Raw genomic sequence first — 26683 nt, 5'->3', positions numbered from 1 at the left:
TTCCCAAAAAATGGGGTAATTTCAAGTTCAAAACCTTCTGAATTTACCCTATGCGAAATCTTCTTGTACTTGTATTCCTAATAACCATTTTTTCTTGTCAAGGTGAACTTGAACAAAAAGAACTTCCCCGAATAGCCATTGCCGGACTCGCCATCGAGTCCAGTACTTTCTCTCCTGCACGATCAACAGCTGAGTCCTTTAAAGCACGAATTGGCCAAGACATCTTCAGTTACTACCCTTTCTTGTCTGATAGTTCTGAGAATAAAGCTCGTGCCCAATGGTTTCCCACCCTACGCGGCCATGCTATTCCCGGAGGGATGGTAACCCGAGAGGCTTATGACTCCTTAGTCAATTTAACCTTGGAGATGCTTCGTGAAAACTTACCCTATGACGGCCTATTTTTTGACATTCACGGTGCGATGAGCGTGGAAGGATTAGATGACCCTGAAGGAGATTTCATTATCAAAGTCCGAGAGATTGTTGGCCCGGAAACTTTAATCTCCACCTCCATGGATCTTCATGGAAATGTTTCTGAACGGCTGGCTGAAAATACGGATTTGATTACCTGCTACCGCATGGCGCCCCATGAGGACGCCTTGGAGTCTAAGCAACGCGCTGTCGAAAACCTGTTGGATCGCTTAGAGTCCGGAAAAGGAAAACCCGCCTTTAAAGCTTGGATCCCTGTTCCAATTTTATTGCCGGGAGAAAAAACCAGTACCCGAATTGATCCTGGAAAATCCCTCTACGAAAAGGTAGATCCGCAAACCAAAAAAGAAGGAGTAATCGATGCAGCGATTTGGATAGGTTATGCTTGGGCCGATGAACCCCGAAACCATGCGGTTGTTATGGTGACGGGAGATGATGAGCAGGAAGTGAAGGAAAGTGCGGAATATCTTGCTCAGAGTTTTTGGGATGTTCGAAACGAATTTGAGTTTGTAGCACCAGTAGCCTATTTAGACGAAAGCTTAGAAATGGCTCTCCAAAGCAAGGAAAAACCATTTGTGATCTCTGATATGGGAGACAACCCAACGGCAGGCGGTGCAGGAGATGTCACTTGGACTTTGAATGAAATCTTAAAAAGACCTGAATTTAAATCCGAAAATGGTCCTGAATTAATTTATGCATCCATTCCAGGTCCCGATTTAGTAGAAAAAGCAAAAGCAGCCCAAATCGGTGATCAAATTTCCGGCTCTATCGGAGCGATGGTCGATGACCGTTTTTCTCCTCCGATCTTATTGGAAGGAAAGCTTTTGGCCATTAAAGAAGGAGACCCAGATGCAAAAACGGAAATTGTGGTCCAAGTAGGTTCGGTAAAGGTGATTGTGACTGAAAAGCGAAAACCCTATCATCACGAAAAGGATTTTACGGACCTCCAACTTAATCCCCGGAAAACTGATATTTTGGTTGTAAAAATCGGCTACTTAGTCCCTGAGCTATATGATCTTCGGGGAGGTTGGATCATGTCATTGACTCCCGGTGGTGTAGATCAAGACTTGCAGCGTCTTGGATATCAACGAATCAACCGCCCAATGTTTCCTTTGGACCCTGATATGGCTGACCCTGATTTGAGTGTACGCTGGATTAAAAAATCCGGATCATAAAAAGTTCAGAAAAAACAATCAGAATTCGAACCCAAGGTGATTTTTGTCATTAGATACTAACAGCAAAACACCTAATATTAGATATACCAAAAGTTCGAATATCATGATCAAGAAACATCCATTACAAGAAGAATTTCCAGAATTTGAAGATAAAATCAACCAATTGAAGGTCGAAGACGAATACTTTAAAAACCTCTTTGATGACTATGATGAGGTAGATCACGAGATCTATCGAATCGAATCAGAAACCGAGCCTGCATCCGATGAAACAACCAACCAATTACACATCAAACGGATGCGCTTAAAAGATGAAATCTACCGGATTTTGAAAAACAATTAAGAGGAAAACGGCTGTCTTATAAAGAATCAATGTCAGCCTGAGCGAATGCGAAATATCTCTAGATTTAACAAAAATTGGATTCGTCTCCGCTCAGTCTGACTAGAAGTAGATTTATAAGACAGCCTTTTTTATTTCAACTTTTCGTTATTCCGATGACGGTCTTTGTCTCTGATATTTTTCTTTTCGAAATTCCGTCTCAACGCTTCTGTAAGGTCTACCCCAGTTTGATTCGCTAGACAGATCAAAACCCATAAAACGTCTGCCATTTCGTCTCCCAAATTCTTACCCTTATCAGATTCCTTGAAAGATTGCTCTCCGTATGTTCTAGCCATGATTCGAGCCAACTCCCCCACTTCCTCCATCAAAATGGTCATATTGGTAAGCTCATTGAAATAGCGGACGCCAACGGTTTTGATCCACTGATCGACAAGTTCTTGGGCTTCAGCAATGGAAATTTCGGATTTGATTTCACTCATATTTTCAATATTTCGGATTTCTAGACAAATAAAATCATTTTTCGAAGAGTTGCCGGATACTGTTCAAAACGAAAATTCGGGTATTCCAAAATGAATAAAAGGATACAAAAATTTTCTACCAAAAGACCATTCTAGAAATCAATCACTTAGATTGCTAAAAGTCTTTTCTACTTCACTGCAAAATCATCACTCCATGCATCCCAAACCTAGTTCCATCGAAGAATATTTCAGCTGGTTTCCTCCTGAGATTCAATCAAAACTTCAACAAATCAGAGAAATCCTAAAGAAAGCATTGCCCGAAGCGAAAGAAGTAATCAGCTATCACATGCCAGCCTTTAAAACCTCTGAGGTCTTGGTCTATTATGCTGCCATGAAAAACCATTTGGGATTTTATCCTACAGGATCGGGAGTGAGTGAATTCAAAGACCAACTCAAAGAATATGTGATCGGAAAAGGGGTAATTCAAATTCCCTATGACCAGGAAATCCCGGAAGAATTAATCACTCAAATCGCTCTTTTTAGAAAAGCGGAGGCTAAAGAAAAAAAAGAAAGAAAACTTAAGAAATAATCTGCTTGATTTCCTCTAGGAAGAAATCTATTTCGGTTTCAGAATTATAAATATGGGTAGATACCCGAATAGCGTTGAGATTAGCTTCATGAACCCCTCGTATACGAATCTTTTTTTGACTTAGAGCAGATGCAATGTCCCGGTAATCCATTCCAGGCACTCGAAAGGAAACCACGCAAATTCTTGATTCTCGCTCCTCGGGTGTTAGAATCTCCAATTTTTCAATTTGCTTCAAACCCTCGAATAAATAGTCATTAAGTTCTCGAATCCGAGCTTCTATTCTTTCCCTTCCGATTTCTTCATGGAAATCCACAGCCGCCACTACACCTACATGCATTGGCGTACTTTGTGTCCCATAATCATATCGATGTGCAGTTTCGACATAGCCTCCAAATTCACTCTCTTCCACAGTCAGTTTCCAGCTTTTTTCAGATTTCGCACCAACTTGGTAGGCTTGTAATTGATCAAGCATTCCTTGCCTCACATACAAAAAACCAGATCCATTTGGTCCTAGCATCCATTTGTGAAAACAACCCGCATAGAAATCACACCCCAATTCATGAAGATCAAGGTTTACGGTTCCTGCACCATGGGCCCCATCGATAGCTGTAAAAATCCCCCTCTTTCTAGCAAAATCAGAAATTTCCCGAATGGGAAAAACGGTTCCAGTCGTACAGGTAATATGTGGAATGGCAATGGCTCGGGTCTTTGGAGTCACCAAACTTTTGATGATTTCTAAGTTCTTGGCTTGGGTATTAGCAGGTTGAAAAACCTTCAGAACTATTTGATCTAAATGCGCTCGATTCAACCAAGGAATCGCACTTCCTGCATGTTCATGATCTGTCACAATCACCTCATCTCCAGCTTGAAGCGGGAGCCCCTGAGCCATGATATTGATACCCTCTGTAGTATTATGTGTCAGCGAAATTTCAGATTTTTTTACTCCAAAAAAATTGGCTATCCGTTCCCTTCCCGAATCAGGATTTCCATAAACTCCCGTTTCATTGGTTTCTCGGAAAGATTGATGAACCGCCTCCAATACAGATTTGGGAGATGGCCCAAAGGTCCCATTATTCAAATAGATCCGACTCTTTTGAAGGGGAAACAATTCCCGAATTTGCTCCCAAGATTGTTCGGATAAAGGAATAGAACTGCCTTGATCAAGTTTGCTTAAAAATGAGGGAGCTAATAAACCGAGTCCCATTTTTTGGATGAAATCCCTACGATTTCCCATAGTTTTTCGAATTAATGCGTAGGATGTTAGAAAACTAAAGATACCATTTTGATTCAGATAAAAAAGTCCAAAGTGAAGCAAGAACTAAAATCAGATTTTAAAGGAAAGGATTCAAGAAAATCCCCAACCTAGTGGAAGTAATTTCAATCTGTATTAAAGTTGAAAAACCCGGTCCACCCCGGCTGGAATATCTTCCTGATAATGGCTTACATAAATCAGCGTAATTCCAGAAAATTCACAGACTTTTTGGACTGTTTCTTTGAACAAATTCCGCTGTGCTTCATCCAATCCTTGAGAGGCTTCATCCAAAATCAATAGCTTCGGTTTTTTAATTAGGGCTCTGCCGAGAAGAATCCAACGTTGCTGTTCCAAAGACAAGCTTTGAATAGGGATATCAGCAAATTCTTCTAATTCAAATAATTTCATCCACTTCGACACAAGACTTTCCTGTTCGACAGAAACTTTTTTAAATAGTCCCATCGTATCAAAAAGCCCTGAAAGAATCACTTTCCGACAGGTTTGGTTAACAGGGAAAAATCTAGCCAACTCAGGTGCAACAAAACCAGTTGGTCGCTTCACATCCCAAATGGATTCTCCCGAACCTCTCTTTCTTCCAAAAAGATAAATTTCTTGGGAATAGGCTTGTGGATTCTCCCCAATTAGCAAAGAAATCAAGGTTGATTTTCCTGATCCGTTTGGCCCTTTTAATTGCCAACGTTCTCCTGAATCAATTTTCCAATTGATCCGATGTAAAATCGTTTTTCCTTGATAGGAAATAGAAACATCCATCAATTCTACAATACATTCTCGGACATCCTTTTTTTCATCCCCTAGCAAATCCCGAAGCAAATCCCAATTCCAGCTCTTTTTCAAATCATAATGAGCTGCCTGATGAAATTCCTCATTTTTCCAAATTCGAGTAACACCTGAATAGTCTAATTGTGCGATATGAGTGACGCCCTCAGGCACATCCTGAGCATTACAGGTAATTAAGACTTGGGTACCAGCATCAAGAATACTTTTCAGCACCCTACCAAAATTTGCTCTGCTTTGAATATCCAGGCCTGTAGTAGGATGATCCATTAAAAAGATGTAAGGTTGACGCATCAATCCACTGGCTATAACCAATCGCCTAGTTTCTCCATTGGAAAGCTTGAGTAGGGATTCATCTCGCAATCTTTCCAAATCAAGCAATTCCAAAACTTTCTGAATTGTCCAAGGACCTTGAACTTTCGGTTCTACTTCTTTAAGATATTGCTCAACTGTAGCCGTTTCCTCAGATTCTGAGGAGTTGAATCGTTGCTGAAAATAAAAATTCTGCTGGTTGAACTTATTCCGGAATTCATACTTCTGTGACACATAGGCCATCAAATCCCGAAAGCTGTGAACTTCTTTTTCAGAGGATTTCTCTTCAATGTAAGCTTTCGCAAAATGGGCTTGAACTTTCCCGTTTCGAACTAATGTATTTCCTCGTAGGGTCTCTAAAAATGCTGTCTGAAGCCAACCCGACTCACTGATTACCGCCCAAGTTTGTCCCTTTTCCCATTGAAAATTCAGGTTTTGGAAGGCTTGCTTGCCCTTAAAAATCACTTGGGCGTCTTGAATATCGAGGAGGATAGATTTCATTTCTCTTCAAAAATAGAAGAAAAATCAAACCTTGTTTTTACTGTCTATAACTATCGTAACGGGACCATCATTGATCAGGGAGACTTTCATATCAGCCCCAAACTCACCTGTTCCTATGTTTTTACCCAATTCCTGTTCTAAAGCCTGAATCATCTTTTCATATAAAGGAATGGCAATCGGAGGTTTCGCAGCTTTGATATAGGAAGGTCTGTTTCCTTTTTTTGTACTCGCATGCAAAGTGAATTGGGAAATAAGGAGTATTTCTCCATTTACATCCAGCAAGCCTCGATTCATTACCTCGTTTTCATCCGGGAATATTCGAAGGTTCACGATTTTTTTTGCGAGCCAATCAATATCTTCCTGATTATCTGCATCTTCTATTCCCAAAAGAATCATCAAACCTGTCCCAATAGTGGATTTGATTTTACCTTCAATTTTAACGGAAGCTTCTGAAACACGCTGAATGACTGCTATCATGATTTTTATTTTGCTGAAAGATCCTGCATTTCACCGGAACTTATCCGCTCCAAACCCATTCTAGTTGGTTCCAAATCAACCTTCACCATGGATTTAGCAACTTGATAATCATAGATCGGCCTGAATTTCTTGAACACTTTCAACCAAACTAAAGGCCGCATTAAAATCGAGGCTACTTGCTCGCCAAAACGGAATTCATGTCGATTTCCTAATAAAAGGGAGGGTTGATAGATTTTAAGCCTTTCAAACCCAAGGGACTCCAAATCTTGTTCTGTTTTCCCTTTCACTTGATTGTAAAAAATCGAGGAATTTGCATCCGAACCCATTGCTGAAACATAATGAAAAGAGCGAGCTCCTAAAATATTCAACCAGGAGGCGAAGGCTAAAACCAAATCATGATCAATTTCAAAAAAACGTTCTTTAGAACCTGCTTTTTTGATGGTGGTCCCCAAGGAGCAAAATCCGGATAGATCAGCTTGACCAGATTCTATATTCTTTACCAATTCCTGGTATTCTCCACCCAAGGCTTGTTCATTGATTAAATCTGCCCAATTCCAAGTTTGGATTTTAGAAAGATCTCCAATTAGTTGGATCAGGTGTGGGTGCTTTAAAGCCAACTTCCTTCGACTTACACTGATCACAAAATCATACGCGGTACTCTTCAAAAGTTGATCCAGCAGCTGCATTCCGATCAAACCGGATGTCCCAGAAATTACCGCGATTTTCATAGCTCAAAGGCGTTGAGAAAGCAAGTTTTTAGTTCTTGCTCCAAAGTTTGATTTTTATCCCGAGCATACCAAAGATGAACTTCCTGAGCAAACTCTTTAGAAGTTTTTCCCTGAGGATTTTCTCGAAAAGCTTTCTGTTTATCGATCAAAAATTGAGGTTTGGGACCCCAAGAAAAATACTCCTTGGTGAGACCAGGGCTCAGGGCAATTAATTTCGGGATAGACCGTGCACCATTCGTCAAATGTGCATCCATGATTTCCGGATTCTCATCCCGAAGAATCAAGCGCAATTGAATGGAAGAATTCAATTCAGCCAATTTATTCATATATGGAATCGTTTGGCCAGCATCACCACACCAAGCCTCTGTCAAAACCAACCATATTTGAGGAGGAAGCTTTTTAACCAAGTCTACCATTTCTGGAGAAACCTTGGCTACTTTATCCCACCTATTCATTCGCTGTATTGCAATTCTGGTATATTCCAGATAGGCTTCAGACTGGTTTTCCCCTGTCGTTTTGCCTTCTGCAAAGAGCTCATTCACCATTTCGCGATATTGCGAATAGGTCATTGATTCAGCAATAGTCTTGGCAGTAATCGTTTTTTCTTTAGTCAATTGATCCAGCATAAAATCCCTGATATGGATTCTCAACAGCCTTGCCTAAATCTGAGTTCGCTCCCACTCCAAAAAATCAGCAACTTCATCTTTGATTTTCGCAAAAATGGCCAAAATAACAGACAGGTCATCTGCAAATCCAAAGAATCCCAAAAAGTCAGGAATGATATCCACCGGAGACAAAAAGTAAACCAAGGCTAAAAGAATTAATCCTAAGGTAGATCCTGAAAGTTTATGTGTCCCGGAAAAATGAGCTTTGACCATTCGGATAAATACCGAAATAGGTTCCGTCATTTTCTTTATTCGAGGATTATCTTTCAAACCAGTCAGCTTTTGCTTCACCCCAGACAGAAGTTCGCGAACTTTCGCTTCCTGTCGAGCCAAAGCATCCACTTGCCTTCCGAAAAGGGCTCGCGCTTGCTCGATAAGCTGACTAGTTTTATCTTTTATCCTGGACATTTTAGAAATAAATATTGATCTCGGATTTGACCTCCTTTAATGCGAACGCAATCGCATCATTTTTCCGTTCCATCGACACCGAGAAAATCGCCTTTGCCAAGTCCATTCCGCTGTCCTGTTCTGGGGAAAGACTTTGCCTTCCCAGATTGACAATCGTCGTCACCTCCTCCACAGCACGTTTTACCGCTTCCCAGGTTTCATTCGAAAAATATACCTGCTGCGAATAGTTATGGCTAAACTCATCCCGCACCTCTGACAATAGCTGGGAATGGAGCTCGGCGGCACTAAGTCCTGAGACATTGACTCTACGAACCAAATTATTGGGAGTAATCCGCTCCAGCAGGAGACATAACCTCTCGGCTGCCTGTAAGCGAACAGGAAGGATAGTTTGGGTATTTTGTGTTTTCAAGTCTACCAACATCTTTTCTCTTTCTTTGGAAAGAAAAGAAACCACGACCAGATACATCCCATAAAGCACTGCTCCCGCAGGAAGCAAAATTTTCAATAAATCAACCAGGTAATCCATAGTATTTCAATAGAATCTTCGAATATCCGCAAATTATCCCGCCTTGAAAACGGTTGCTTGTGTAAATTTGATTCAAATTCGAACCAATTTCCTGCCAAAATCATTCGAACAACATGCTAATTCCTATTACCATTACAGAAAAAGCGGAGGCCGAGATCAAAAACATCATAGCTCATAAAAACATACCAGCGGATTATTTTCTTCGAGTTGGTGTAAAAGGCGGTGGATGTGGCGGCATGTCCTATGCACTTGGTTTTGATAAACCTAAAGAAGAGGATCAACAATTTGAAATTGGAGGAATCCCTGTATTGATTGAGAAAAAGCACTACATGTTTTTAATGGGAATGCAGATTGATTTTTTTGAAAGTGATGAAGCAAGGGGATTCACTTTCGTCAATCCTGAAATCCCTAAGCGACATGATCAATAAATCTTTGTATCTTCTGAGCTTTAACCACAGAGACCATGAAGATATTTTTCAGCATTTTAATCTTTTTAAGCATTAGTCATTTTTCTTGGTCTCAGGTTAGAAGTCTCACAGAAGGACAAACCCCAGGAAAAGGTAAGGTTGAAAGTTTGGACTGGCTAGTCGGGTATTGGGTGGGAACAGGATTTGGAGGAGAATGTGAGGAAGTTTGGATGCCCGCAAAGGATAGTCATATGATTGGCACCTTCCGATTTTGGGAGAATGGCAAATTGGTTTTCTCTGAATTCATGAATTTGATTCAAGATGGAGAAAGTGTCACTATTAAGCTGAAGCATTTTAGCTCCGACTTAACAGGCTGGGAAGAAAAGGAAGAATGGACTGTTTTTCAGCTAATCGAGCTAGGTGAACAAAAGGTCTGGTTTAATGGAATGACCATTGAGCGAGAGGGGGATCAATTGATATACCAACTCAATATTTCGGAAGGAACTGAAACCAAAACCGAAACCCTTACTTTCTCAAAAAAGGCCCATTAAAGCAAAGTATTAGTTCTTCTGATTTGGTGATTTTGGTATTAGTGAGCCAAAGTATTAAGAGAATCCTTCACGATCAAAAATCCTCAAAACCAGGCTTTACCAAATTCCAAAACTCATCTAAGGCAATCATTCGAGGTTTTAAAAATGAAATGATAGCAGGCCAATCGCTTTCATTCATGACATCTATCCCATCCATCCTTTTTTCCACTTTGGAAATCAACTGACCAAACTCATTTGCTTGGTGAAGTTGCCAATCCCACACCTCCTCTGTACACTGTTCCAAAATTTTCCGAAGCTGCATCAGGTGCTCAAAAAATAGTTGCTGCAATTCTTCATCTTTATGCGTCACTTCAATGCTGACAGAAGCATAGCCACGTTCAGCACGCATTCGAAAATAAATATCCTTAACTCCGGTCTTGTAATTCTGCCAATTAACTCGGAATCCTTGGACGCTAGGTATGGGCCGCATATACTGACCAAAAGCTATCCAAAAGCTCTTTCTGATTCGGGATGTTTCGGATCGGGAATACAAAGTCTTTACCTGTAATCTTCAGGGTATTGAATTTGGACAGAGGAAAAATCCACCAAACCTCCCAATGAAGGATGGTGCTTTTTCAAGGTAAGACGAACTTGCTTTGTTTCTGGATAGGCATCCAAAATATCCTGAACGATCAAGTGTCCTAAGTGCTCCAGTAACTTCACCTTGATATCCATTCTAGCTTTAATGATCTGGTATAATTTGAAATAGTCCACTGTGCCCTCCAAGTTATCATGAAGCATCGCCTCCTTGAAGTCAGTCTCCAATTCTAAATCCAGCGTGAAACGATTTCCCAGAACAGTTTCTTCAGGATAAACGCCATGATAGGCATGAAATTCAATTCCTTCCAGTGCTACTTTTCCCATTAGTCTAATTGATCAAAGAAAGAACCTGATTGCTTGCTCGGATCTTCCTCTTTCGGAGATTCGGGTTCTTCTTGGGTATCTGCAGCTCCATTTTTTACTTTCTTTTCAACTTTCGGTTCATCTTCAGTCTCTTCTACTTGCTCTTCCTCTACCGCTTCTTCTTCAACCTCAGCTTGAACATCAGGGGTAGAATCGTGGATTTCAATTTCAAGATCTTCTTCAATCACTTCCATTTCAGCCATCGGATCTTCCACCTCTTCCTCCACAATGACTTGAGTTTGAGAGATCATTTGACCTAACTGCTCTGTAAGGGCAGCCAAATTCCCAAAAGTAAAGGTCTGAGACCTGCTTAGCTCCTCTACCGCACGAGCATGAGCTTTGGCATCAATCCTTGAAAAATGTGCATCCGAAAGATCAATTTGATTGAGCATATCCTGGGAAATCCTTCTTAGACTTTTGATCAGATTTTCGCGCTGCTCCACCAGACTTTCATAGCTTCTTACCAAGCCTTGCATACTTTCCCGAAGTTCTACTATCACCTCTTTGGCCTTCGTCTCAGCAGCTGCGATGATTACGGCGGCATCAGCTTCCGCTTTTTGCTTCGTTTCCTTGATGATTTTTTCTGCATACTCATTGGCATGCTTGGCATTGTAATTTGCCTCTTCGATGATTTGATCTGCAGCGGCATTTGCTTCTTCAATGATACTTGCACCTGTATCCTCGGCAGTTTTCAGCGTTCTAAACAAACTATCTTCGACATCTTTAAGACGCTTCGCTTCACTTTCCACCTGTTGAAGTTTACTTTTCAGCTCCAAATTTTCTTGGCAAACCTGATCAAATGATTGACTCAATTGATCCAGAAATTGTTCCACTTCTTTCTTTTCATATCCTCTGAAAGAGGTTTCAAATGACTTCTTACGAATTTCGGTGGGTGATATTTTCATAGTATCTTAAAGTTCTAAATTCCAAATAGATATGGTGCGGTCATCTGAAACAGAAATGACATCATGGCTGTAGGTACTCCAAATCACTTTATTGATGGAGGTTCCATGCCCGGCATTTCTAGCTTTATCAATGACTTTAAGGAGTTTTTGCTCTTTGGTATCCCAAACCTTTATGGATTTGTCCATTGAGCAGGTGACAAAATAGTCTCCATCTTCGCGAAAAGAAAGATAATTAATCGCGTACATGTGAGCGATGATATTTTCACTTAATGAGTAGGAATCTGTATTCCAAAATTTCAGATGAGCGTCCCGAGCACCGCTTATTAATAATTGCTCATCAGGAGAATAGCTCAAAGCAAAAACCGAATTGGTATGCCCCGTCAAATTTGCAATGGGCTTAAAGTCTTGTGTAAGATCTAAAATTTTCACACTATGGTCTGAAAGCCCAATCGCCAAATGCATTTTTTTCAAAGCTACATCCATGACCCGAATACTTTTTGAGCTCAATTTGATGTGCTTTCGAACAGCTTTCTTCTGAATGTCTACCACTGTCAGCACCCCATCTCCAGTTCCAACCAATATTTCATCTCCCAAAACGTTAATATGGAAAATGGCTTGATCGGTAATATTCAAGGACCACAACTCTTTGTTTTCCTGAAGGTCTATTACATGGATCCCTTCAAAATTATGTCCGATAATTAACCAGTTTCGAATGGGGTCTACTGCAAGTGCATACACTGAATGAGGAAGTTTGGCAACGAGTTTCCCATCTTTTGGATGATCCAAATCCCATTCTACTACCATTCCATCTCCGGCTCCAGTATAAAAAAATCTCGGATCCGGCCCCTCTGCCAAAGCATAGATGCAATCATTATGACCCGTCAGGGTATGTAATTTATTAACTTGGATTTTTGACATATATTGGCTTCTCTTTGGGAATGTCCCAGTTGCCTATGCAAACAAAAATAGAAAAAATTGATTCTCAATCGGCCCTAGTTTTAAAGATTATTGAGGACCAACCCCTTGATCAATTGGATTTTTTGAGTTTTCGTGAGCGTCTTTCTTACGCTAACATTTCCCACCCCGAAAAAAAACGGGAATGGGCCTCTTCACGCTTGGCGATTAAAGAAGCTTTGGACGAACTCAAACTTCCTTATCCGGGATTTTTTAAGGATGAACATGGTAAATCTCAAGCGATGCAAGGAGGTGGTCATGTATCATTGACGCACACACTAGGTTTTGCGGGAGCCATTTTCCATCGGGAATTGCCTGTTGGAATTGACATGGACTTGATACGGGAAAAAATCTTACGAATTGGCTTCCGCTTTCTTGACCCCTCAGAATTAGATTTTCTTGAAAAAGATCCGCTGCATTATACCCTTGCTTGGTCTGCTAAGGAGTCTATTTTCAAATGTCAAGGCAAAAAGGGGGTTTCTTTCCGAGAGAATATCTTGTTGGAACCATTTGAAAAGCATAGTCGAATCATCAAAGGAAAAATTCACGGAACAGATTTTGCAAACCATCATTATGAGGTGAAAGCCGAAATTATTCAAGATGTCGTGTTAACCTATACCACTTGGTGAAATGAAAATCAACCTAGCACTATTAATCATATTCGTATTGGCATTTTCCTTCCAGGTTAAATCCCAGACTTTGGAAGAAATCAGTTTAACTGATGCGATCAGTGGAAAATCCTTGAGTATTGAATCCTTGACTGACCAAAAAGGTCTTGTTCTGGTATTTTTTGACCTAAAATGTCCCTTTGCCAAGATGTATGAGGAACGAATTAAAAATCTTCGAACATCCTTTTCTAATCGCGGGTTTCGCTTTTTGCTGGTTAACCCAGAAGCCAGTCTTTCTGAGTCAGAAACTTTGAAAAATTACATTGACAGTTCGGGGTTGAACCTATCGTTTTTGATTGATTCCGAAAAGCTATTGACAAAGACACTTGCTGTTTCAAAAGTTCCTGAATCTTTTGTCCTAATGAAGGTTGAAAACAAGATTCAGATTGTCTACCATGGCGCTATTGACAACAATCCCCAAGCGGAAGAAGCTGTGAGTGAAAAGTTTCTTGAAAGAGCTTTAAATCAGATTTTGGGCGGCACGATGCCGAGCCCCTCGCAAGTTCGTGCAACAGGTTGTAATGTGCGATCCTTCTGATTAATCCGAAAGGATTTGAATCAAACTATTAATCTCATCTACTTTTTCAGCCTCTCCTAACTTTTCGAAGGAATTAGCCAGATTTCTCAAAAATCGCAAGACGATATGAAAAGTATCAGTTGGTTCGAAGTATTCGTCTTTCGGAGGAATCCGTAAATGTTCCAAATAATTGAAAACATCCTGTCTTCTAAAAATCAAACCCTTATTGAAGGCATTGATGTAAAAAGTAACATCTTCTGATTTATAAGTTAACACAAACAGATTTGGAAGATTTACTCCATAAATCGGCAATCCCAGCTTCTGAGCGACCAATAAATAGATTGTACACAGAGAAATAGGATTACCCTTTTTAGTATCCAACACGGTGGATAACATTGAATTACCTGGAGAATGAAAATTCTTGGTGTTTGCCGAGAATCTCAGTTTGTTGAAGAGCACATTGTTTATAATCTTAACCTGATCATAAGGTCCCAGATCATTTTTAAACGCCGTCCAGACCTCAAAATAAATCTGGTGCATATCGGCATTTAACTTTTCAAATTCTAGATCAGGGTATTGGTAGGTATTGATGATCCAAAGACCCGTCAAAAGGTCTCGATCCTCAGATTTTTTCCAAGCCTCCAATCTAGATTTCAACTGTGAAAACTGAAGTTCATGAACCATGAACTCTAACTCGCGCTGAATTTCAGGATTGAAATTTGTTTCCCACTTTTCCTCCAAAAAAGGAATAATGTCCGCGCCTAAAGATAAAAGCCTATCACGGACGTGACCTTTTACTTCTTGATCCGTGTCATCAAGAAGTGAAATCAAAGCATTTAATTCAGAAGGACTAAGTGAGCTCATCTTTCAATGAAATTACTAAAAAATGATCAAGTTTGAATCACCCCTACATTAAAGCGATCAACAATAGGCGCGTGGTTAGCCGACTCAATCCCCATGGAAATTACTTTTCGGGTTTCAGCCGGATCGATAACCCCATCCACCCATAACCTAGCAGCAGCATAGTAAGGGCTCAGTTCCTCATTGTATTTGTTTGTAATTTCTTCCAAAAGTGCTTTTTCATCTTCTGGAGAAATTTCCTTTCCTGCTTTTTTCAAAGCAGAAACTTTAATTTGAAGTAAGGTCTTTGCTGCTGAGGCTCCGGACATCACAGCCATCTGAGCAGTAGGCCAAGAATATATCAGTCTGGGATCATAGGCCTTTCCACACATCGCATAATTTCCGGCACCATAAGAATTTCCAATGATCAAAGTAAACTTTGGCACCACCGAATTTGCCATGGCATTGACCATTTTCGCTCCATCCTTGATGATGCCTCCATGCTCAGCTTTGGATCCAACCATAAACCCACTAACATCCTGAATAAAAACCAAGGGGATTTTTCGCTGATTACAGTTCATGATAAATCGGGCAGCCTTATCCGCAGAATCGGAATATATAACACCCCCCATTTGCATTTCCCCTTTGGCATTTTTAACCACCTTTCGCTGATTAGCGATGATTCCTACTGCCCAACCATCTATACGTGCCGTGGCACAGATGAGGGTTTTCCCATAATCTTTTTTGTATTCATCCAACTCCCCTCCATCGACCAGGCCTTTCAGCACATCCATCATATCGTATGGTTTTACTCGGTCCAGTGGGAATTTTCCAAGCATTTCTTCTACAGAAATTGCAGGTTCTTTTGATTCTTTCCGATCAAATCCAGCCTTTTCATACGCTCCTATCTTATCAAAAATCCTACGAATGGCATCCAAGCATTCTTGGTCAGAGTCATATTTATTATCAGTTACACCTGATATTTCACAGTGAGTGGTTGCTCCACCTAAAGTCTCGTTGTCTACTTGTTCACCGATAGCTGCCTTCACTAAATAAGACCCGGCTAAAAATATTGTACCAGTCTTATCCACGATCATCGCTTCATCTGACATAATCGGCAGATAAGCTCCTCCAGCCACACAACTTCCCATAATCGCCGCTACCTGAACTATCCCCATTGCAGACATTTTTGCATTGTTTCGGAACTGTCGACCAAAATGTTCCTTATCTGGGAAGATTTCATTTTGCATGGGAAGAAAAACACCCGCACTATCTACTAGATAGATAATCGGAAGTCGGTTTTCCATAGCGATTTCCTGCGCTCGCAAATTCTTCTTTGCGGTCATCGGAAACCAAGCACCAGCTTTTACAGTGGCATCATTCGCTACGAGGACACACATTTTCCCGCTGACATATCCTATTCCAGTTACCACGCCAGCAGAAGGACATCCTCCCTCCTCTTCATACAAACCATCCGCCGCAAAAGCACCAATCTCCAAAAAGTCAGATCCTTCGTCAATCAAATAATCAATCCGCTCTCGAGCAGTCAATTTTCCTTTCTCGTGCTCTTTGGCGATTCTCTTTTCGCCTCCTCCTTTTTTTACTGATTCATACTTGGATTTCAATTCTTTCAACAAAGAGTCAAAATTCAAAGCAGGAGTTGATCCGGTGGTTGTATTCATGAAGTTAATTTTGGGTTTATGAGATTTAAAACTACAATCTACAAAAGGAAGTTTGGTTTTCTGGAAAAGAAAAAGCCCTTTTTCAAAATAAAAAAGGGCTAATTTCTTGAAATACAGGAAAAAGCTTAATTTCCTTCAATTTCATTTTTATAATCTCGAATGGATCTGAAAATGGCCGAGGCCATGTATTCCTGTCCTTGTTTGCTCATCAGGAATTGTTCTTCTGAACTATTGGATAAAAATCCCAATTCTACCAAAACCGAAGGCATGGAAGGTGTCCAAAGCACATAAAAAGGACCTTGCTTCACGCCACGACTCTTTCTCCCGACCCGATCTTTAAATTGCTTCTCAATCTGATCTGCAAGGGTGAGCGAGTTTTCAAAAAATGCCTGAGACATCAGATTAAACATAATATAGGATTCAGGCGAAGAGGGATCAAATCCTTCATATTTTTCCTGATAGCCATCCTCTAACAACATTACCGAATTTTCACGCTTGATAATGTCAAAATTTGACTCAAAGTGCTTCATCCCCATGATGAATGTTTCAGTTCCAAAAGCAGAACGACTAGCTGCAGAATTGGAATGGATGGACACAAAAAGATCTGCCTTATTATTATTAGCAATTCTTGGTCTATCCTTCAATGAAGGGAAGCTATCATCCTTTCGGGTATAAATCACCTCCACATCCGGCATATACTGATTGATGTACTTCCCTACCAGTAAGGTAACGGCCAAATTAATATCTTTTTCCCGGGACCTAGAACCTAAATTCCCCGGATCTTTTCCGCCATGTCCCGCATCCAAAACAATTTTTTTCATCCGAAAAGCAGGCATCATCGTTTCATTAGGAATGAAACCTCCAAATAGAAACGGAATCATTAAAATCAAAGAAAGAATAAATTTTTTATTTTGAGACCTTTCCATGAGGGCAATAAAATTAACTTTACGCGAAATTTCCATCAAATTAGCAAATAAGGCAGCAACTGTGCAGGGATTGAGACTCCTACTTTTGAGCGTATGTATATTTTTGCTTTTGCCTCAATTGGCTGAAGCTCAGCGAACCAGAACTACTCAAGAGCGAAGGTTGACTGTACCCGATACCTTAGAGGTTCCTTCTACCATCGTACCAGATTCAGTTTCCATTCCGGCTGATACCTTATCAGTGTCTGATTCGACAAAAATTGTGCCCAGCAGCGCAATTATGAGCGAAATCAATTACTATGCTGAAGATAGTATCGTTACGGACTTCAAAACCAACAAGGTTTACCTCTACAATCAAGCTTGGTTTGAATATGGAGAAATGCGCCTCGATGCGGATCGAATCGTCATTGACTGGAAAAACAATGAGCTGTATGCATCCGGCGTAACCGATAGCCTTGGGAACATCACCGGAAATCCTTTTTTCAAGGACCAGGGAGCGGTCTATGAAATCCGAAAGGAAATGCGGTACAATTTTAAAACCCAAAAAGCCATCATCAAAGATGTAGTTACCGAGCAACAAGACGGGATTTTGAGAGGAGAAACTATCAAGAAAACTGATGATGGAAGTATCTATCTCGATCACGGATACTACACCACCTGTAAGCTTACAGAGCCGCATTGGCATATATCTTCCAATAAGATCAAATCCATAGAAGGGAAACAGGTGGTTTCAGGACCTTTTAATCTCTACTTCAATGGAATCCCAACGCCACTAGGCCTGCCTTTTGGAATTATTCCAAACACTCCTGAAGAAAAAGCTTCGGGGATCATTTTCCCAAGCTATGGAGAGGAACAAGTTCGGGGATTGTTTTTGAGGGATTTCGGCTACTATTTTGCTTTCAATGATTACCTCCACACCAGAATTACAGGTGATATTTATTCCAAAGGAGGCTGGGGCCTTAAATCTCAATCAATCTACAAGAAACGCTATCGTTTTGGAGGAGCATTCAATTTTGATTTCCAAAAATTCAAATCACCAGAGACCGAACTAAATCCAGTTGATTATAATACTTTCCGAATTTCTTGGACACACACACCGGAAAGCCGTGGAACGGGAAGGTTTTCTGCATCGGTCAATGCTGGTAGTACTTCCTACTTCAACAATGTCATTAACCCAACCAACTTCCAAAACAACGTAACATCTGACCTCCAGTCCAATATCAATTACACCAAACAGTTTGCTGGTACGCCTTTCTCCATGTCTGCCAGTGCTCAGCATTCTCAATCGGTGTCGACTGGTGAGGTAAGACTTCGTTTGCCTTCTTTTAATGTTTCGATGAACCGACAAAATCCATTTAGAAATGTGGATTTTGAACCGCTAAAAACCTTGAATATTGCCTGGAACTTTGATATTCAAAATTCCATCACAAACCGAATCCAATCTCCTACCCCAATTGATCCAGAACTGGGAGGAAGTACTGCTCCAGAATTGATTCCTTTTACTCCAGAGAACTTTAGCCTATTGCTTAAAAACGCCAATAATGGCGCCCAGCATAGAATACCAATCAGTTCCAATTTCACACTTTTCAAATATTTTACTGGAACTGCCTCAGCTAACATTACAGAACTTTGGTATTTGCAAAAGCTTCGGTTCTTCTACAATCCGGAATCAGAACGGGTAGATCAGATCGTAGAAAATGGATTCAATCGGGTGAGCTTTTATAATAGTTCCTTCGCCATGAATACTAACCTCTACGGATTTTACAATTTCAAAGGAGGGAAAATTCAAACCATCCGTCACCACATCCAACCTACCTTCGGATTCAGTTATACCCCTGATTTTACGGATGAATCCTTTGGATATTTTCAAAATGTACAAATCAATTCTGAAGGAGATACCCGTCTTTACAATAGGCATCAAGGATTTATTTATGGAGGAGCTCCTCAAGGTGAATCCAGGTCTTTGACTTTTGGTTTACGATCTGTTTTGGAAGCAAAAATCAAAACCGCAGAGGACTCTACGGATGAAGAAAGCACCAAGAAAATTCCAATTATTGAAAATTTGGATTTGAACACATCCTACAATTTCGCAGCCGATTCATTCCAACTTGCCCCTGTGAGAATCAGTGCGAGAACCAGTTTTTTTGAAAGAAAGCTATCCGTAAACGTCAGCACGACCTTAGACCCCTATGCTACTGCTACATTTACAAATGAAAATGGGACAGAAACTATTCGAAGAATAAATTCATACGCTTGGAAAAACGGGCAGGGCATTGGAACAATTCGAAATGCTTCGCTAAATATTAACGCATCAATCAATCCTGGAAATACTCAAAACCCAAATGAAGTCAGGGATGAACTGACCAATCAATTCCTCCAACAAGGTGGAATTATGAATGAATTTGTAGAGAGCCAAATCAATCAAATTGTAACTGATCCTAGCCAATACATTGATTGGAATATCCCTTGGAATCTTACAGTGGGATACAATCTAGCCTACAGCAAGCAATCCAATGGAAATACCAATGTAACCTCCGCCGTGCAGCTTTCAGGGGATATTTCCATTTCCGAAAAGTGGAAAATCAATTTCAACACCGGTATTAACCTCGTAGACCAAGCAATAACTCAATCCATGATCGGAATTGCCAGAGATCTCCACTGTTGGCAAATGAACGTCAACTGGATTCCTTTTGGACGCTTTACCTCCTATAACATTGATATACGCGTCAAATCCAGCATTCTCCAAGACTTGAAGGTTTCCCGAAGAAGGTCTTTCTTCGATCGCTAGGGCAATAAAAAGCTAGTTTCTTTTCAAGTATTCACGCGCCTTTTCCAGATCTTCGGCTGTATCGATAGCAATGGCTTGATGAGTGGTTTTGACCATTCGAATCTTTATCCCTTTCTCCACTAACCGAAGTTGCTCGAGCATTTCAATTTGCTCTAAGTCACCTTTTTGCCAAGAAGTAAATTGAAGTAAAATTTCACGTCGGTAAGCATAAACTCCAATATGCTTTTTAAAAATAAGGTTGGGAATTTGATCTCGATTGTATGGGATTGGGGATCTTGAAAAATAAAGGGCATCCCCTTTTTCATCCAAAACCACTTTTACAGCATTGGGATTTTGAGCTTCATCCTCCGAAATCTCATGAAACAAAGAAGCCATTTGGACCGAATCATCCTGAAAAACATTCACCAAGGATTTTAGAGAAGCTGTATCTTGAAATGGTTCATCGCCCTGAACATTCACTATCAATTCGGCATCTACTTGATCGAGTGCTTCGGCAATTCTATCCGAGCCACTTTCATGGTTTTTTGTACTCAAAAATACCTGTCCGCCAACCTTTCTAATTTGATTGGCAATTTCCTCATGATCAGTCACCACCCAAACCTCATCGAAAACACCTGTTTCCATAGTACTTTCAAAGGTTCGCTGGATGACAGATTTTCCTCCCAAATCTTGGACAAGTTTTGCAGGTAAACGCGTAGAAGCGAATCGTGCGGGGATAAGAGCAGCAGTTTTCAAGGAGAGTTATTTCGGATTTTAAAAACTATTCAAGTCCAAAAATAAAAAAACCAGGGCTTTTATTTTTCCACCCTGGCTTCTGTTAATCTGAATTATACTTTGGGAACTTGCCAGCCATTATGGTAATGAGCTTTCATCAAGTCATTGGCATCAGCATCTGAAAACTGATTTTTGGCAGCATCCCAATAAATTTTCTTTCCAGTCTTGTAGGCAATATTTCCCATCTGTGCATTGATTGCCGCTACTGATCCAGTTTGGATAGCACACTTCAATTTGCTGGGATCATTGGCCATCACAGATTCCACAAAATTGACAGCATGAGCATCTAAAGCACTTCCAGATGGACGTGTGTGAGGAACTTCTTCCACCTTTGGCTTCCGCTCCCCTTCTACATTTTCAGTTTCTGGGATTACCTTCCACCCTCCTCGGTTTACTACCAAAGTCGCATTGTTTCCTATGAAAGCGATTCCCTCGGTTGTCCCATAATTCCCTCCATCAATTCCAGTCGCATGTTCCCACAACATGTTAAATCCATCATATTCATAGACGGTCTGCAAAGTATCAGGTGTCTCAGAAGCATCGTCAGGATAGGCAAATTTACCTCCAGATGCCATGATCGATTTAGGCGCGCTAACACCCATCGCATAAAGGGCAATATCAATTTCATGAACACCCCAATCCGTCATCAAACCTCCCGCATAATCCCAAAACCAACGGAAATTAAAGTGGAATCGATTCGAATTAAAAGGTCGTTTTGTAGCGGGTCCCAACCACATATCATAATCTACCCCAGCAGGCGCTGCTCCGTCCGGTTGTACAGGAACTGGCTTCATCCAACCTTGGTAAGCCCAGCATTTCACTAATCGAATTTGTCCCAGTTTCCCTGATTTCACATATTCGATTGCCTGATCATATTGGGAGCCGGAACGCTGCCATTGTCCTACTTGAACAATTTTCCCATAGCGTTCCTGCGCTTTTACCATGATTTGGCATTCTTCGATGGTATTGGCGATTGGCTTTTCTACATAAACATGTTTGCCAGCTGAGACAGCATCCACCATATTCAAGCAATGCCAATGATCTGGAGTTCCAATTATGACAATATCTATATCAGGATCCTCAAGCATTTTTCGGTAATCCTTGTATTGCTTAGGACGCATTCCCCGAAGTTTGAAAACATCTTCTGTACGCCGATCCAACACGGATTGATCAACATCTGCTAACGCAACACAATTTACATTTGGTATTTTAAGATGCGCATTCATATTGGACCATCCCATTCCGTTACAGCCAATTACACCATAATTGAGTTGGTCCGATGGCTTTATTTTTCTTGTAAAAGTGCCGAAATCAGCTGCCGTCAAGATAGATGGCATACTGAGCCCGGCACCTAAGAGCATGGTATTTTGGAGAAATTTTCTTCTAGATGACATGGGTTATTGGGTTATAGAGTTATTAGGTTATTACAAAGTGAAGAGTAGACAATAATTCATACACATCTGCCCACTGCTCACTGTCAACTTTTAAAGAGGACGGACCCAGATATTTCTAAATCGAACTGGATTTCCATGATCCTGAAGTTTGATCGGGAGCTCCTCAGGATGTGCTTTGTAATTAGGAATTCCGATGTATTCGGTAGGGCCTCTAAGAATCACATGATTTTGCACCAAAACACCATTGATCAAGACTGTTACAGTTCCTGGAGAAGTCAAAACTCCATTTTTATCAAATCGAGGAGCCTTGAAAATGATATCGTAGTAATTCCATTCACCAGGCGCTCTTAAGGGATTGACCAAAGGCGGATATTGCTTATAAATACTTCCTGCCTGTCCATTGGTATAGGTCTTACTTTCATAGCTATCCAAAATTTGAACTTCGTATAATCCCATCAAAAAGAATCCAGAATTTCCACGGCCTTGTCCCTCACCCTTGATCTCGGTTGGTGCTGACCATTCGATATGATACTGCGCATCTCCAAATGGCAGCTTGGACTGAATATCTCCTTTTCCTGCTACAACTACCAATTCACCATTTTCAATTTTCCACTCTGCAGGACTAGCACCGTCTCGAGCCGAAACAAAATTATTTAAGCTGCTTCCATCAAAAAGGACGATTGCATCCGATGGAGGCAAATTGTTTTGAGTTCCAGGAGTGATTTTAGGGGGGACCGGGGTGTAAAACTCAGTCGCTTGAGGAGGTAAAGGAGGTGGAGTTTGTTCCTGAGCCATTCCATATGAAGAACCGACTAGCAGACATAGGGCAGACAAAAAGAACTTAAAGTTAATTTTCATAGGTAAAATAAATTAGGGTTTAGAAAATGAATGAATAAATTAAGGGCTATTGTCTTGAATCAAAAGACCATTAGTGGATTTTTGATTGTAAGGGGCAAAAGCTTTCCTAATTTTCAGAAAAATACAGCATATGAAAAAATTATACATCGCTCTGATCGCCCTATTGACAGGAATCAGTCAGTCATTTGCCCAAACTGACTATTTCTTTCCTGGAGAAAGCTTTGATTCAACCATTCCATCTCCCGAAGAGTTTTTGGGATATCCCATCGGAGATTGGCATACTCGTTATGATTTAATCGTAAAATATTTTGAAAAGCTGGATGAACTCAGCGAATTAGCTACCCTTCAAACCATTGGATATACCCATGAGCATCGGCCAAAAGTAATTTTGACCATTGCATCTCCTGCCCATATGGGTGAATTAGAGCAAATCCGTCAGCGACAACTTCAACTTGCCGATCCTACCCAAGAGAAACCTGACGTGAGCGCCATGCCTTCCATTGTTCATTTGGGTTATGGCGTTCATGGGAATGAACCTTCCTCTGCAGAGGCTGCGATGCTTACTGCTTATTGGATTTTAGCCGGCCAATCTGACCTGGCAAAACGCGTTCGCGAAGAGGCAGTTACCCATATCGATCCAACTTTAAATCCTGATGGACGAGATCGTCACAGTCTATGGGCAGATTCCAATAAAGGATTCCCTCCTGTTGCAGATCCATTAGATCGGGAACATAATGAAGCTTGGCCGGGAGGCAGAACCAATCATTATTGGTTTGATTTGAATCGAGATTGGCTTCCCCTAGCCCATCCCGAATCCCAAGTGAAGGTGGAATGGTATCATCAATGGTATCCGAATGTAACCACGGATTTCCATGAAATGGGTACAAACAGTACTTACTTCTTTGAACCTACCAAACCTTATGGATCCGAAAACCCTGTAGTACCAAGAAAGAACTACGACGATATTAATCCGCTTTTTGCAAAATACTTTGCCAAATACATGGATGAAATCGGAAGCTTGTATTGGACCAAGGAAGTATTCGACAACAGCTATCCAGGTTATGGTTCTACCTATCCAGATATTCATGGAGGATTGGGCTTGGTTTTCGAAACAGCCAGTAGCCGTGGGCATCTTCAAGCTAGTCAACGAGGAGATATTTCCTTTGCATTCACAATCAGAAATCATGTAGTTAATTCCTTAGCTACACTCGAAGCCTCAATTGATAATCGGGAATACATGCACGATTACCTAAGAGAATTTTTTGTAACTGCTGTAGATGAAGGAAGAAAAGACCCCGCCAAAAACTATGTCTTTGGAGATGAATTTGATGCCAGCAGAAATCGCCTGTTCTTACAATTCCTTTTGGATCATAAAATAAAGGTTTTCGAAAATGATACAGACCTGCGAATTGGAGGGCAAGAATTCAAAAAAGGTAAATCTTGGGTAGTACCGACTGCCCAACCTCAGTACCGTATGGTTCGGACCATGTTTGAATATGTAAAAGACTTTGCTGATTCGGTTTTTTACGATGCCTCCGCTTGGACGATGGCTGCAGCTTACGGAATGCCTTTTAGTACAACCCCGGCAGCAAAATTGGGAGCTGAGATAAATTCCGTTGAAGCACCCGATTACACATTTCCAAATGGAAAAGCTTATGCCTATTTGATTGATTGGGCGGATTATTTTTCTCCTAAAATGCTTTATGATTTGCAGGAAGCAGGGATTCATGTTGAAGTAATAAACCGTCCTTTCAAATCTCAAACGCAGGACGGCCCAGTGGATTTTGCCGCAGGAACGCTCATGGTTCCTATGGGCTTTCAGGAATTATCATCGGAAGAAGTGGCTTCAAAAATTCAAGAATCGGCTAAAACCAACCAACAGAAAGTTTACAAGGTGGAAACTGGACTTAATTTGTCAGGAATAGATTTAGGTTCCAATTCCGTAGGTGCTGTCCAAAAGCCAAAAGTCATTATGCTTGTGGGTCCAGGAGTATCAGGCTATGAGGCTGGAGAAATCTGGCATTTGTTGGATACCAAGGTTGGAATGCCAATCACAAAGGTGAACACAGACAATTTCGGAAGAGTCAATTTATTTAACTACAACACGCTAATTCTACCATCAGGAAATTACAGTGGATTATCTGAAGCTTCTGTGGATCATTTGAAGGATTGGGTAAACCGAGGAGGAACCGTCATTTCCTTAAAAAGTGCAAGTCTATGGCTGAATCGGATTGGACTAACGAAAGAAACACCAGTTCAACTAGAAGAGGTAGAAGAGCCTGCTGAACTTCCATTTGCAACGAGAAGAGATTTTGAAGGAGCAAAAGAAGTCGGCGGAAGTATTTATTTAGCCCGAATGGATCTCACTCACCCGATTTCTTACGGCTACCGACAAGAAAACATTCCTGTTTATCGCAACACGAATATTTTTATTCAACCCAGTCAAAATAAATATCTAACACCTATTCGATACACAGCTAACCCACATTTGGGGGGCTATATTTCTGATGCTAATCTTGAAAAACTAAAACAAAGTGCGAGTGTGGTAATTTCTCCAGCAAGAAGCGGAAGGGTAATTCACTTCTTCGATAGTCCAAACTTTAGAGGAACTTGGTTTGGCACCAATAAACTCTTCCTCAATGCACTGTTCTTTGGGAATCAAATGGATTAAAAGAAAAATAGCCGCAGGAAATTCTGCGGCTATTTTTTTTCTTGAAAATCATCCTTCAATTTTCAAAAAGTATTTTTTATCGTTTGTAAGTTAATGTAATCGTACCTGCAATTGTCCCCAAAGGAGATTCAAACGAAACCTCATGCTTGGTAATCAATTGATCAGAAGTAAGAGAAACAATTTCATACCTAGTCTCTTCACCAACATCATACATCATCAACATATCACCTGAATCTATGGACCAAGTACCCAATCCATTTAAATCACCTTTGCCTGCATAAATTTTAAAGGTTCCATCATCATTGAGTTCAAGTTTTCCATCCTCGTGGAGCAATCTTCCTCCTTCGATCATCGCAGCCATTTCCCCACCCTCTTTTTGTTCAAAGTTGAAATCAGTCCCAATCCAAGTTCCTCTTAATTGCTCTTCACTAATTCCACCGGAGCAGGAGTACAAGGAAATAAGTGATACCAAGAATAACCTGCTCATCAGGAATCCCCATTTTTTAAGAGGCCTAGTTTCTAAATTTTTCATCGTCATAGTTTTAAATGGATTGAAGGGGAAAGTTGGTAAAGACCTTCTTCAATTCAAAATATTGGAATAATTCATCTCAAGAAACCACTTCCTTTAGAATGCCGCTTCCATAAGTAATAAGCTTCCAAGAATCCAAGGGAAACTCAATATAAATTAAATCTCCTGGTTGCATATTTAAATAATCTCCATCACTTAGGTTGGCGGCAAACAAACTAATGAGTGGATTATGACCCACAAACAGGACTTCATTGAATTTTGAAGGCGTATTTTCCAACAAATCCATCAAATTTTCCAAATCCCCCTCATAGATCGATTTTTCAAATTTTTGATGCTTGATGACTACCCGTTCTGCAACAATGCCGGCCGTCTCCAGAGTACGACGTGCTGGAGAACAATAGAGCTGGGCTATTTCAGGAGCTAATTCATTTAATCGGGCGGAGACATGGGCTACTTTACTTTTTCCTTTGGGGGTAAGGCTACGATCAAAATCCAAATCAGCCGAAAAACTTGCCTCCCCATGACGCATTAAAAATAATCGTTTCATAAATCAATTTTTCATAGTTAAATAAGACTCAAAATAGGCACAAAGACCGTTTCATCACATCACCTGAAAATTTAATAGTTGCAG

The 26683-nt window shown here is 40.6% G+C and carries 29 protein-coding genes; 9 read left to right on the top strand and 20 right to left on the bottom strand.

Annotation, left to right across the window (positions count from 1 at the left end; translation table 11 throughout):
- The first annotated feature begins 50 nt into the window (after positions 1–50).
- Positions 51–1601, top strand: a complete 1551-nt coding sequence (locus HWE15_RS03550; RefSeq protein ID WP_290506120.1) for a M81 family metallopeptidase — start codon at positions 51–53, stop codon at positions 1599–1601.
- 103 nt (positions 1602–1704) lie between these two features.
- Entirely contained in the window at positions 1705–1941 is a 237-nt protein-coding gene (locus tag HWE15_RS03545; RefSeq protein WP_290506119.1) for a DUF465 domain-containing protein, read from the top strand.
- A gap of 128 nt (positions 1942–2069) precedes the next feature.
- Here the strand turns inward: HWE15_RS03545 and HWE15_RS03540 are convergent, their stop codons facing one another.
- A complete protein-coding gene (locus tag HWE15_RS03540; protein ID WP_290506118.1) occupies positions 2070–2417 on the bottom strand; it encodes a nucleotide pyrophosphohydrolase in 348 nt (115 codons plus the stop codon).
- Between the two features lie 193 nt (positions 2418–2610).
- On the opposite strand from HWE15_RS03540, the gene HWE15_RS03535 reads away from it, so the two are divergent.
- Entirely contained in the window at positions 2611–2985 is a 375-nt protein-coding gene (locus tag HWE15_RS03535) for a DUF1801 domain-containing protein (RefSeq protein WP_290506117.1), read from the top strand.
- Here HWE15_RS03535 and HWE15_RS03530 read toward each other — a convergent pair.
- From HWE15_RS03530 to HWE15_RS03500, 7 genes are all read right to left on the bottom strand, one after another.
- Positions 2975–4219 carry an aminotransferase class V-fold PLP-dependent enzyme gene (locus HWE15_RS03530; protein WP_290506116.1) on the bottom strand — a complete coding sequence of 415 codons (1245 nt, stop codon included), beginning with the start codon at positions 4217–4219 and terminating at the stop codon, positions 2975–2977. The two genes, HWE15_RS03535 and HWE15_RS03530, sit on opposite strands and share 11 nt — an antisense overlap.
- Before the next feature lie 153 nt (positions 4220–4372).
- Positions 4373–5845, bottom strand: coding sequence for an ATP-binding cassette domain-containing protein (locus tag HWE15_RS03525; protein WP_290506115.1), 1473 nt, complete (start codon positions 5843–5845; stop codon positions 4373–4375).
- A gap of 24 nt (positions 5846–5869) precedes the next feature.
- Positions 5870–6322, bottom strand: coding sequence for a D-aminoacyl-tRNA deacylase (gene dtd / locus HWE15_RS03520; protein WP_290506114.1), 453 nt, complete (start codon positions 6320–6322; stop codon positions 5870–5872).
- Positions 6323–6327: 5 nt separating this feature from the next.
- A complete protein-coding gene (locus HWE15_RS03515; protein ID WP_290506113.1) occupies positions 6328–7050 on the bottom strand; it encodes an oxidoreductase in 723 nt (240 codons plus the stop codon).
- On the bottom strand, positions 7047–7676 hold the full coding sequence (locus HWE15_RS03510; RefSeq protein WP_290506112.1) for a thioredoxin family protein: 630 nt from the start codon (positions 7674–7676) through the stop codon (positions 7047–7049). The genes HWE15_RS03515 and HWE15_RS03510 overlap by 4 nt, the downstream gene beginning before the upstream one ends.
- A gap of 33 nt (positions 7677–7709) precedes the next feature.
- Positions 7710–8123 (bottom strand): DUF1232 domain-containing protein, encoded by a 414-nt coding sequence (locus tag HWE15_RS03505; RefSeq protein WP_290506111.1) that lies wholly within the window; start codon positions 8121–8123, stop codon positions 7710–7712.
- A 1-nt stretch (position 8124) separates the two neighbouring features.
- Positions 8125–8649, bottom strand: coding sequence for a hypothetical protein (locus HWE15_RS03500; protein WP_290506110.1), 525 nt, complete (start codon positions 8647–8649; stop codon positions 8125–8127).
- 113 nt (positions 8650–8762) lie between these two features.
- On the opposite strand from HWE15_RS03500, the gene HWE15_RS03495 reads away from it, so the two are divergent.
- Positions 8763–9077 carry an iron-sulfur cluster assembly accessory protein gene (locus HWE15_RS03495; RefSeq protein ID WP_290506109.1) on the top strand — a complete coding sequence of 105 codons (315 nt, stop codon included), beginning with the start codon at positions 8763–8765 and terminating at the stop codon, positions 9075–9077.
- Positions 9078–9112: 35 nt separating this feature from the next.
- Complete coding sequence (locus HWE15_RS03490) at positions 9113–9607, top strand: DUF6265 family protein (protein WP_290506108.1); 495 nt, start codon at positions 9113–9115, stop codon at positions 9605–9607.
- Positions 9608–9680: 73 nt separating this feature from the next.
- On the opposite strand, the gene HWE15_RS03485 is transcribed toward HWE15_RS03490, so the two are convergent.
- The 4 genes from HWE15_RS03485 to HWE15_RS03470 are packed head-to-tail and all read right to left on the bottom strand — an operon-like array spanning position 9681 to position 12372.
- On the bottom strand, positions 9681–10139 hold the full coding sequence (locus tag HWE15_RS03485; RefSeq protein WP_290506107.1) for a DUF4268 domain-containing protein: 459 nt from the start codon (positions 10137–10139) through the stop codon (positions 9681–9683).
- Positions 10140–10144: 5 nt separating this feature from the next.
- The gene (gene folB / locus HWE15_RS03480; RefSeq protein WP_290506106.1) at positions 10145–10510 is read right to left on the bottom strand and encodes a dihydroneopterin aldolase; all 366 of its coding nucleotides are present in this window, start codon (positions 10508–10510) and stop codon (positions 10145–10147) included.
- Positions 10510–11454, bottom strand: a complete 945-nt coding sequence (locus HWE15_RS03475; protein ID WP_290506105.1) for a DivIVA domain-containing protein — start codon at positions 11452–11454, stop codon at positions 10510–10512. The genes folB and HWE15_RS03475 overlap by 1 nt, the downstream gene beginning before the upstream one ends.
- A gap of 6 nt (positions 11455–11460) precedes the next feature.
- Complete coding sequence (locus tag HWE15_RS03470; protein ID WP_290506104.1) at positions 11461–12372, bottom strand: WD40 repeat domain-containing protein; 912 nt, start codon at positions 12370–12372, stop codon at positions 11461–11463.
- 35 nt (positions 12373–12407) lie between these two features.
- On the opposite strand from HWE15_RS03470, the gene HWE15_RS03465 reads away from it, so the two are divergent.
- Together HWE15_RS03465 and HWE15_RS03460 are read left to right on the top strand one after the other, a co-directional pair.
- Positions 12408–13037, top strand: coding sequence for a 4'-phosphopantetheinyl transferase superfamily protein (locus HWE15_RS03465; RefSeq protein WP_290506103.1), 630 nt, complete (start codon positions 12408–12410; stop codon positions 13035–13037).
- 1 nt (position 13038) lies between these two features.
- A complete protein-coding gene (locus tag HWE15_RS03460) occupies positions 13039–13614 on the top strand; it encodes a redoxin domain-containing protein (RefSeq protein WP_290506102.1) in 576 nt (191 codons plus the stop codon).
- Here HWE15_RS03460 and HWE15_RS03455 read toward each other — a convergent pair whose 3' ends face one another.
- The 3 genes from HWE15_RS03455 to HWE15_RS03445 all read right to left on the bottom strand — a co-directional run bounded on the left by HWE15_RS03455 (position 13615) and on the right by HWE15_RS03445 (position 17041).
- Positions 13615–14457 (bottom strand): transglutaminase-like domain-containing protein, encoded by an 843-nt coding sequence (locus HWE15_RS03455; protein WP_290506101.1) that lies wholly within the window; start codon positions 14455–14457, stop codon positions 13615–13617. It lies immediately after the preceding gene.
- Positions 14458–14483: 26 nt separating this feature from the next.
- Positions 14484–16115, bottom strand: a complete 1632-nt coding sequence (locus HWE15_RS03450; RefSeq protein WP_290506100.1) for an acyl-CoA carboxylase subunit beta — start codon at positions 16113–16115, stop codon at positions 14484–14486.
- A gap of 125 nt (positions 16116–16240) precedes the next feature.
- Positions 16241–17041 carry an N-acetylmuramoyl-L-alanine amidase gene (locus HWE15_RS03445; protein ID WP_290506099.1) on the bottom strand — a complete coding sequence of 267 codons (801 nt, stop codon included), beginning with the start codon at positions 17039–17041 and terminating at the stop codon, positions 16241–16243.
- Here HWE15_RS03445 and HWE15_RS03440 point away from each other — a divergent pair.
- Positions 17040–19826, top strand: coding sequence for a putative LPS assembly protein LptD (locus HWE15_RS03440; RefSeq protein ID WP_290506098.1), 2787 nt, complete (start codon positions 17040–17042; stop codon positions 19824–19826). The two genes, HWE15_RS03445 and HWE15_RS03440, sit on opposite strands and share 2 nt — an antisense overlap.
- Positions 19827–19838: 12 nt before the next feature.
- Here HWE15_RS03440 and kdsB read toward each other — a convergent pair whose 3' ends face one another.
- The 3 genes from kdsB to HWE15_RS03425 form a co-directional block, all read right to left on the bottom strand.
- The gene (gene kdsB / locus HWE15_RS03435) at positions 19839–20561 is read right to left on the bottom strand and encodes a 3-deoxy-manno-octulosonate cytidylyltransferase (RefSeq protein ID WP_290506097.1); all 723 of its coding nucleotides are present in this window, start codon (positions 20559–20561) and stop codon (positions 19839–19841) included.
- Positions 20562–20653: 92 nt separating this feature from the next.
- Positions 20654–21994 carry a Gfo/Idh/MocA family oxidoreductase gene (locus HWE15_RS03430; protein ID WP_290506096.1) on the bottom strand — a complete coding sequence of 447 codons (1341 nt, stop codon included), beginning with the start codon at positions 21992–21994 and terminating at the stop codon, positions 20654–20656.
- A gap of 90 nt (positions 21995–22084) precedes the next feature.
- The gene (locus HWE15_RS03425; RefSeq protein WP_290506095.1) at positions 22085–22852 is read right to left on the bottom strand and encodes a DUF1080 domain-containing protein; all 768 of its coding nucleotides are present in this window, start codon (positions 22850–22852) and stop codon (positions 22085–22087) included.
- Between the two features lie 130 nt (positions 22853–22982).
- Here HWE15_RS03425 and HWE15_RS03420 point away from each other — a divergent pair, with 130 nt between their 5' ends.
- On the top strand, positions 22983–25523 hold the full coding sequence (locus HWE15_RS03420; RefSeq protein WP_290506094.1) for a M14 family metallopeptidase: 2541 nt from the start codon (positions 22983–22985) through the stop codon (positions 25521–25523).
- Positions 25524–25599: 76 nt separating this feature from the next.
- Here HWE15_RS03420 and HWE15_RS03415 read toward each other — a convergent pair whose 3' ends face one another.
- Both HWE15_RS03415 and HWE15_RS03410 read right to left on the bottom strand, forming a co-directional pair.
- The gene (locus HWE15_RS03415; RefSeq protein WP_290506093.1) at positions 25600–26055 is read right to left on the bottom strand and encodes a lipocalin family protein; all 456 of its coding nucleotides are present in this window, start codon (positions 26053–26055) and stop codon (positions 25600–25602) included.
- Between the two features lie 76 nt (positions 26056–26131).
- Positions 26132–26599: a histidine phosphatase family protein gene (locus HWE15_RS03410; protein ID WP_290506092.1), complete on the bottom strand. Its 468-nt coding sequence runs from the start codon at positions 26597–26599 to the stop codon at positions 26132–26134.
- Between the last annotated feature and the right edge of the window lie 84 nt (positions 26600–26683).

The organism is Algoriphagus sp., from assembly GCF_013373065.1.
In the GTDB taxonomy this organism is placed as follows: domain Bacteria; phylum Bacteroidota; class Bacteroidia; order Cytophagales; family Cyclobacteriaceae; genus Algoriphagus.
Note: the sequence above shows the minus strand (reverse complement) of the source record. Positions and strands in the feature narration are given on the sequence as shown.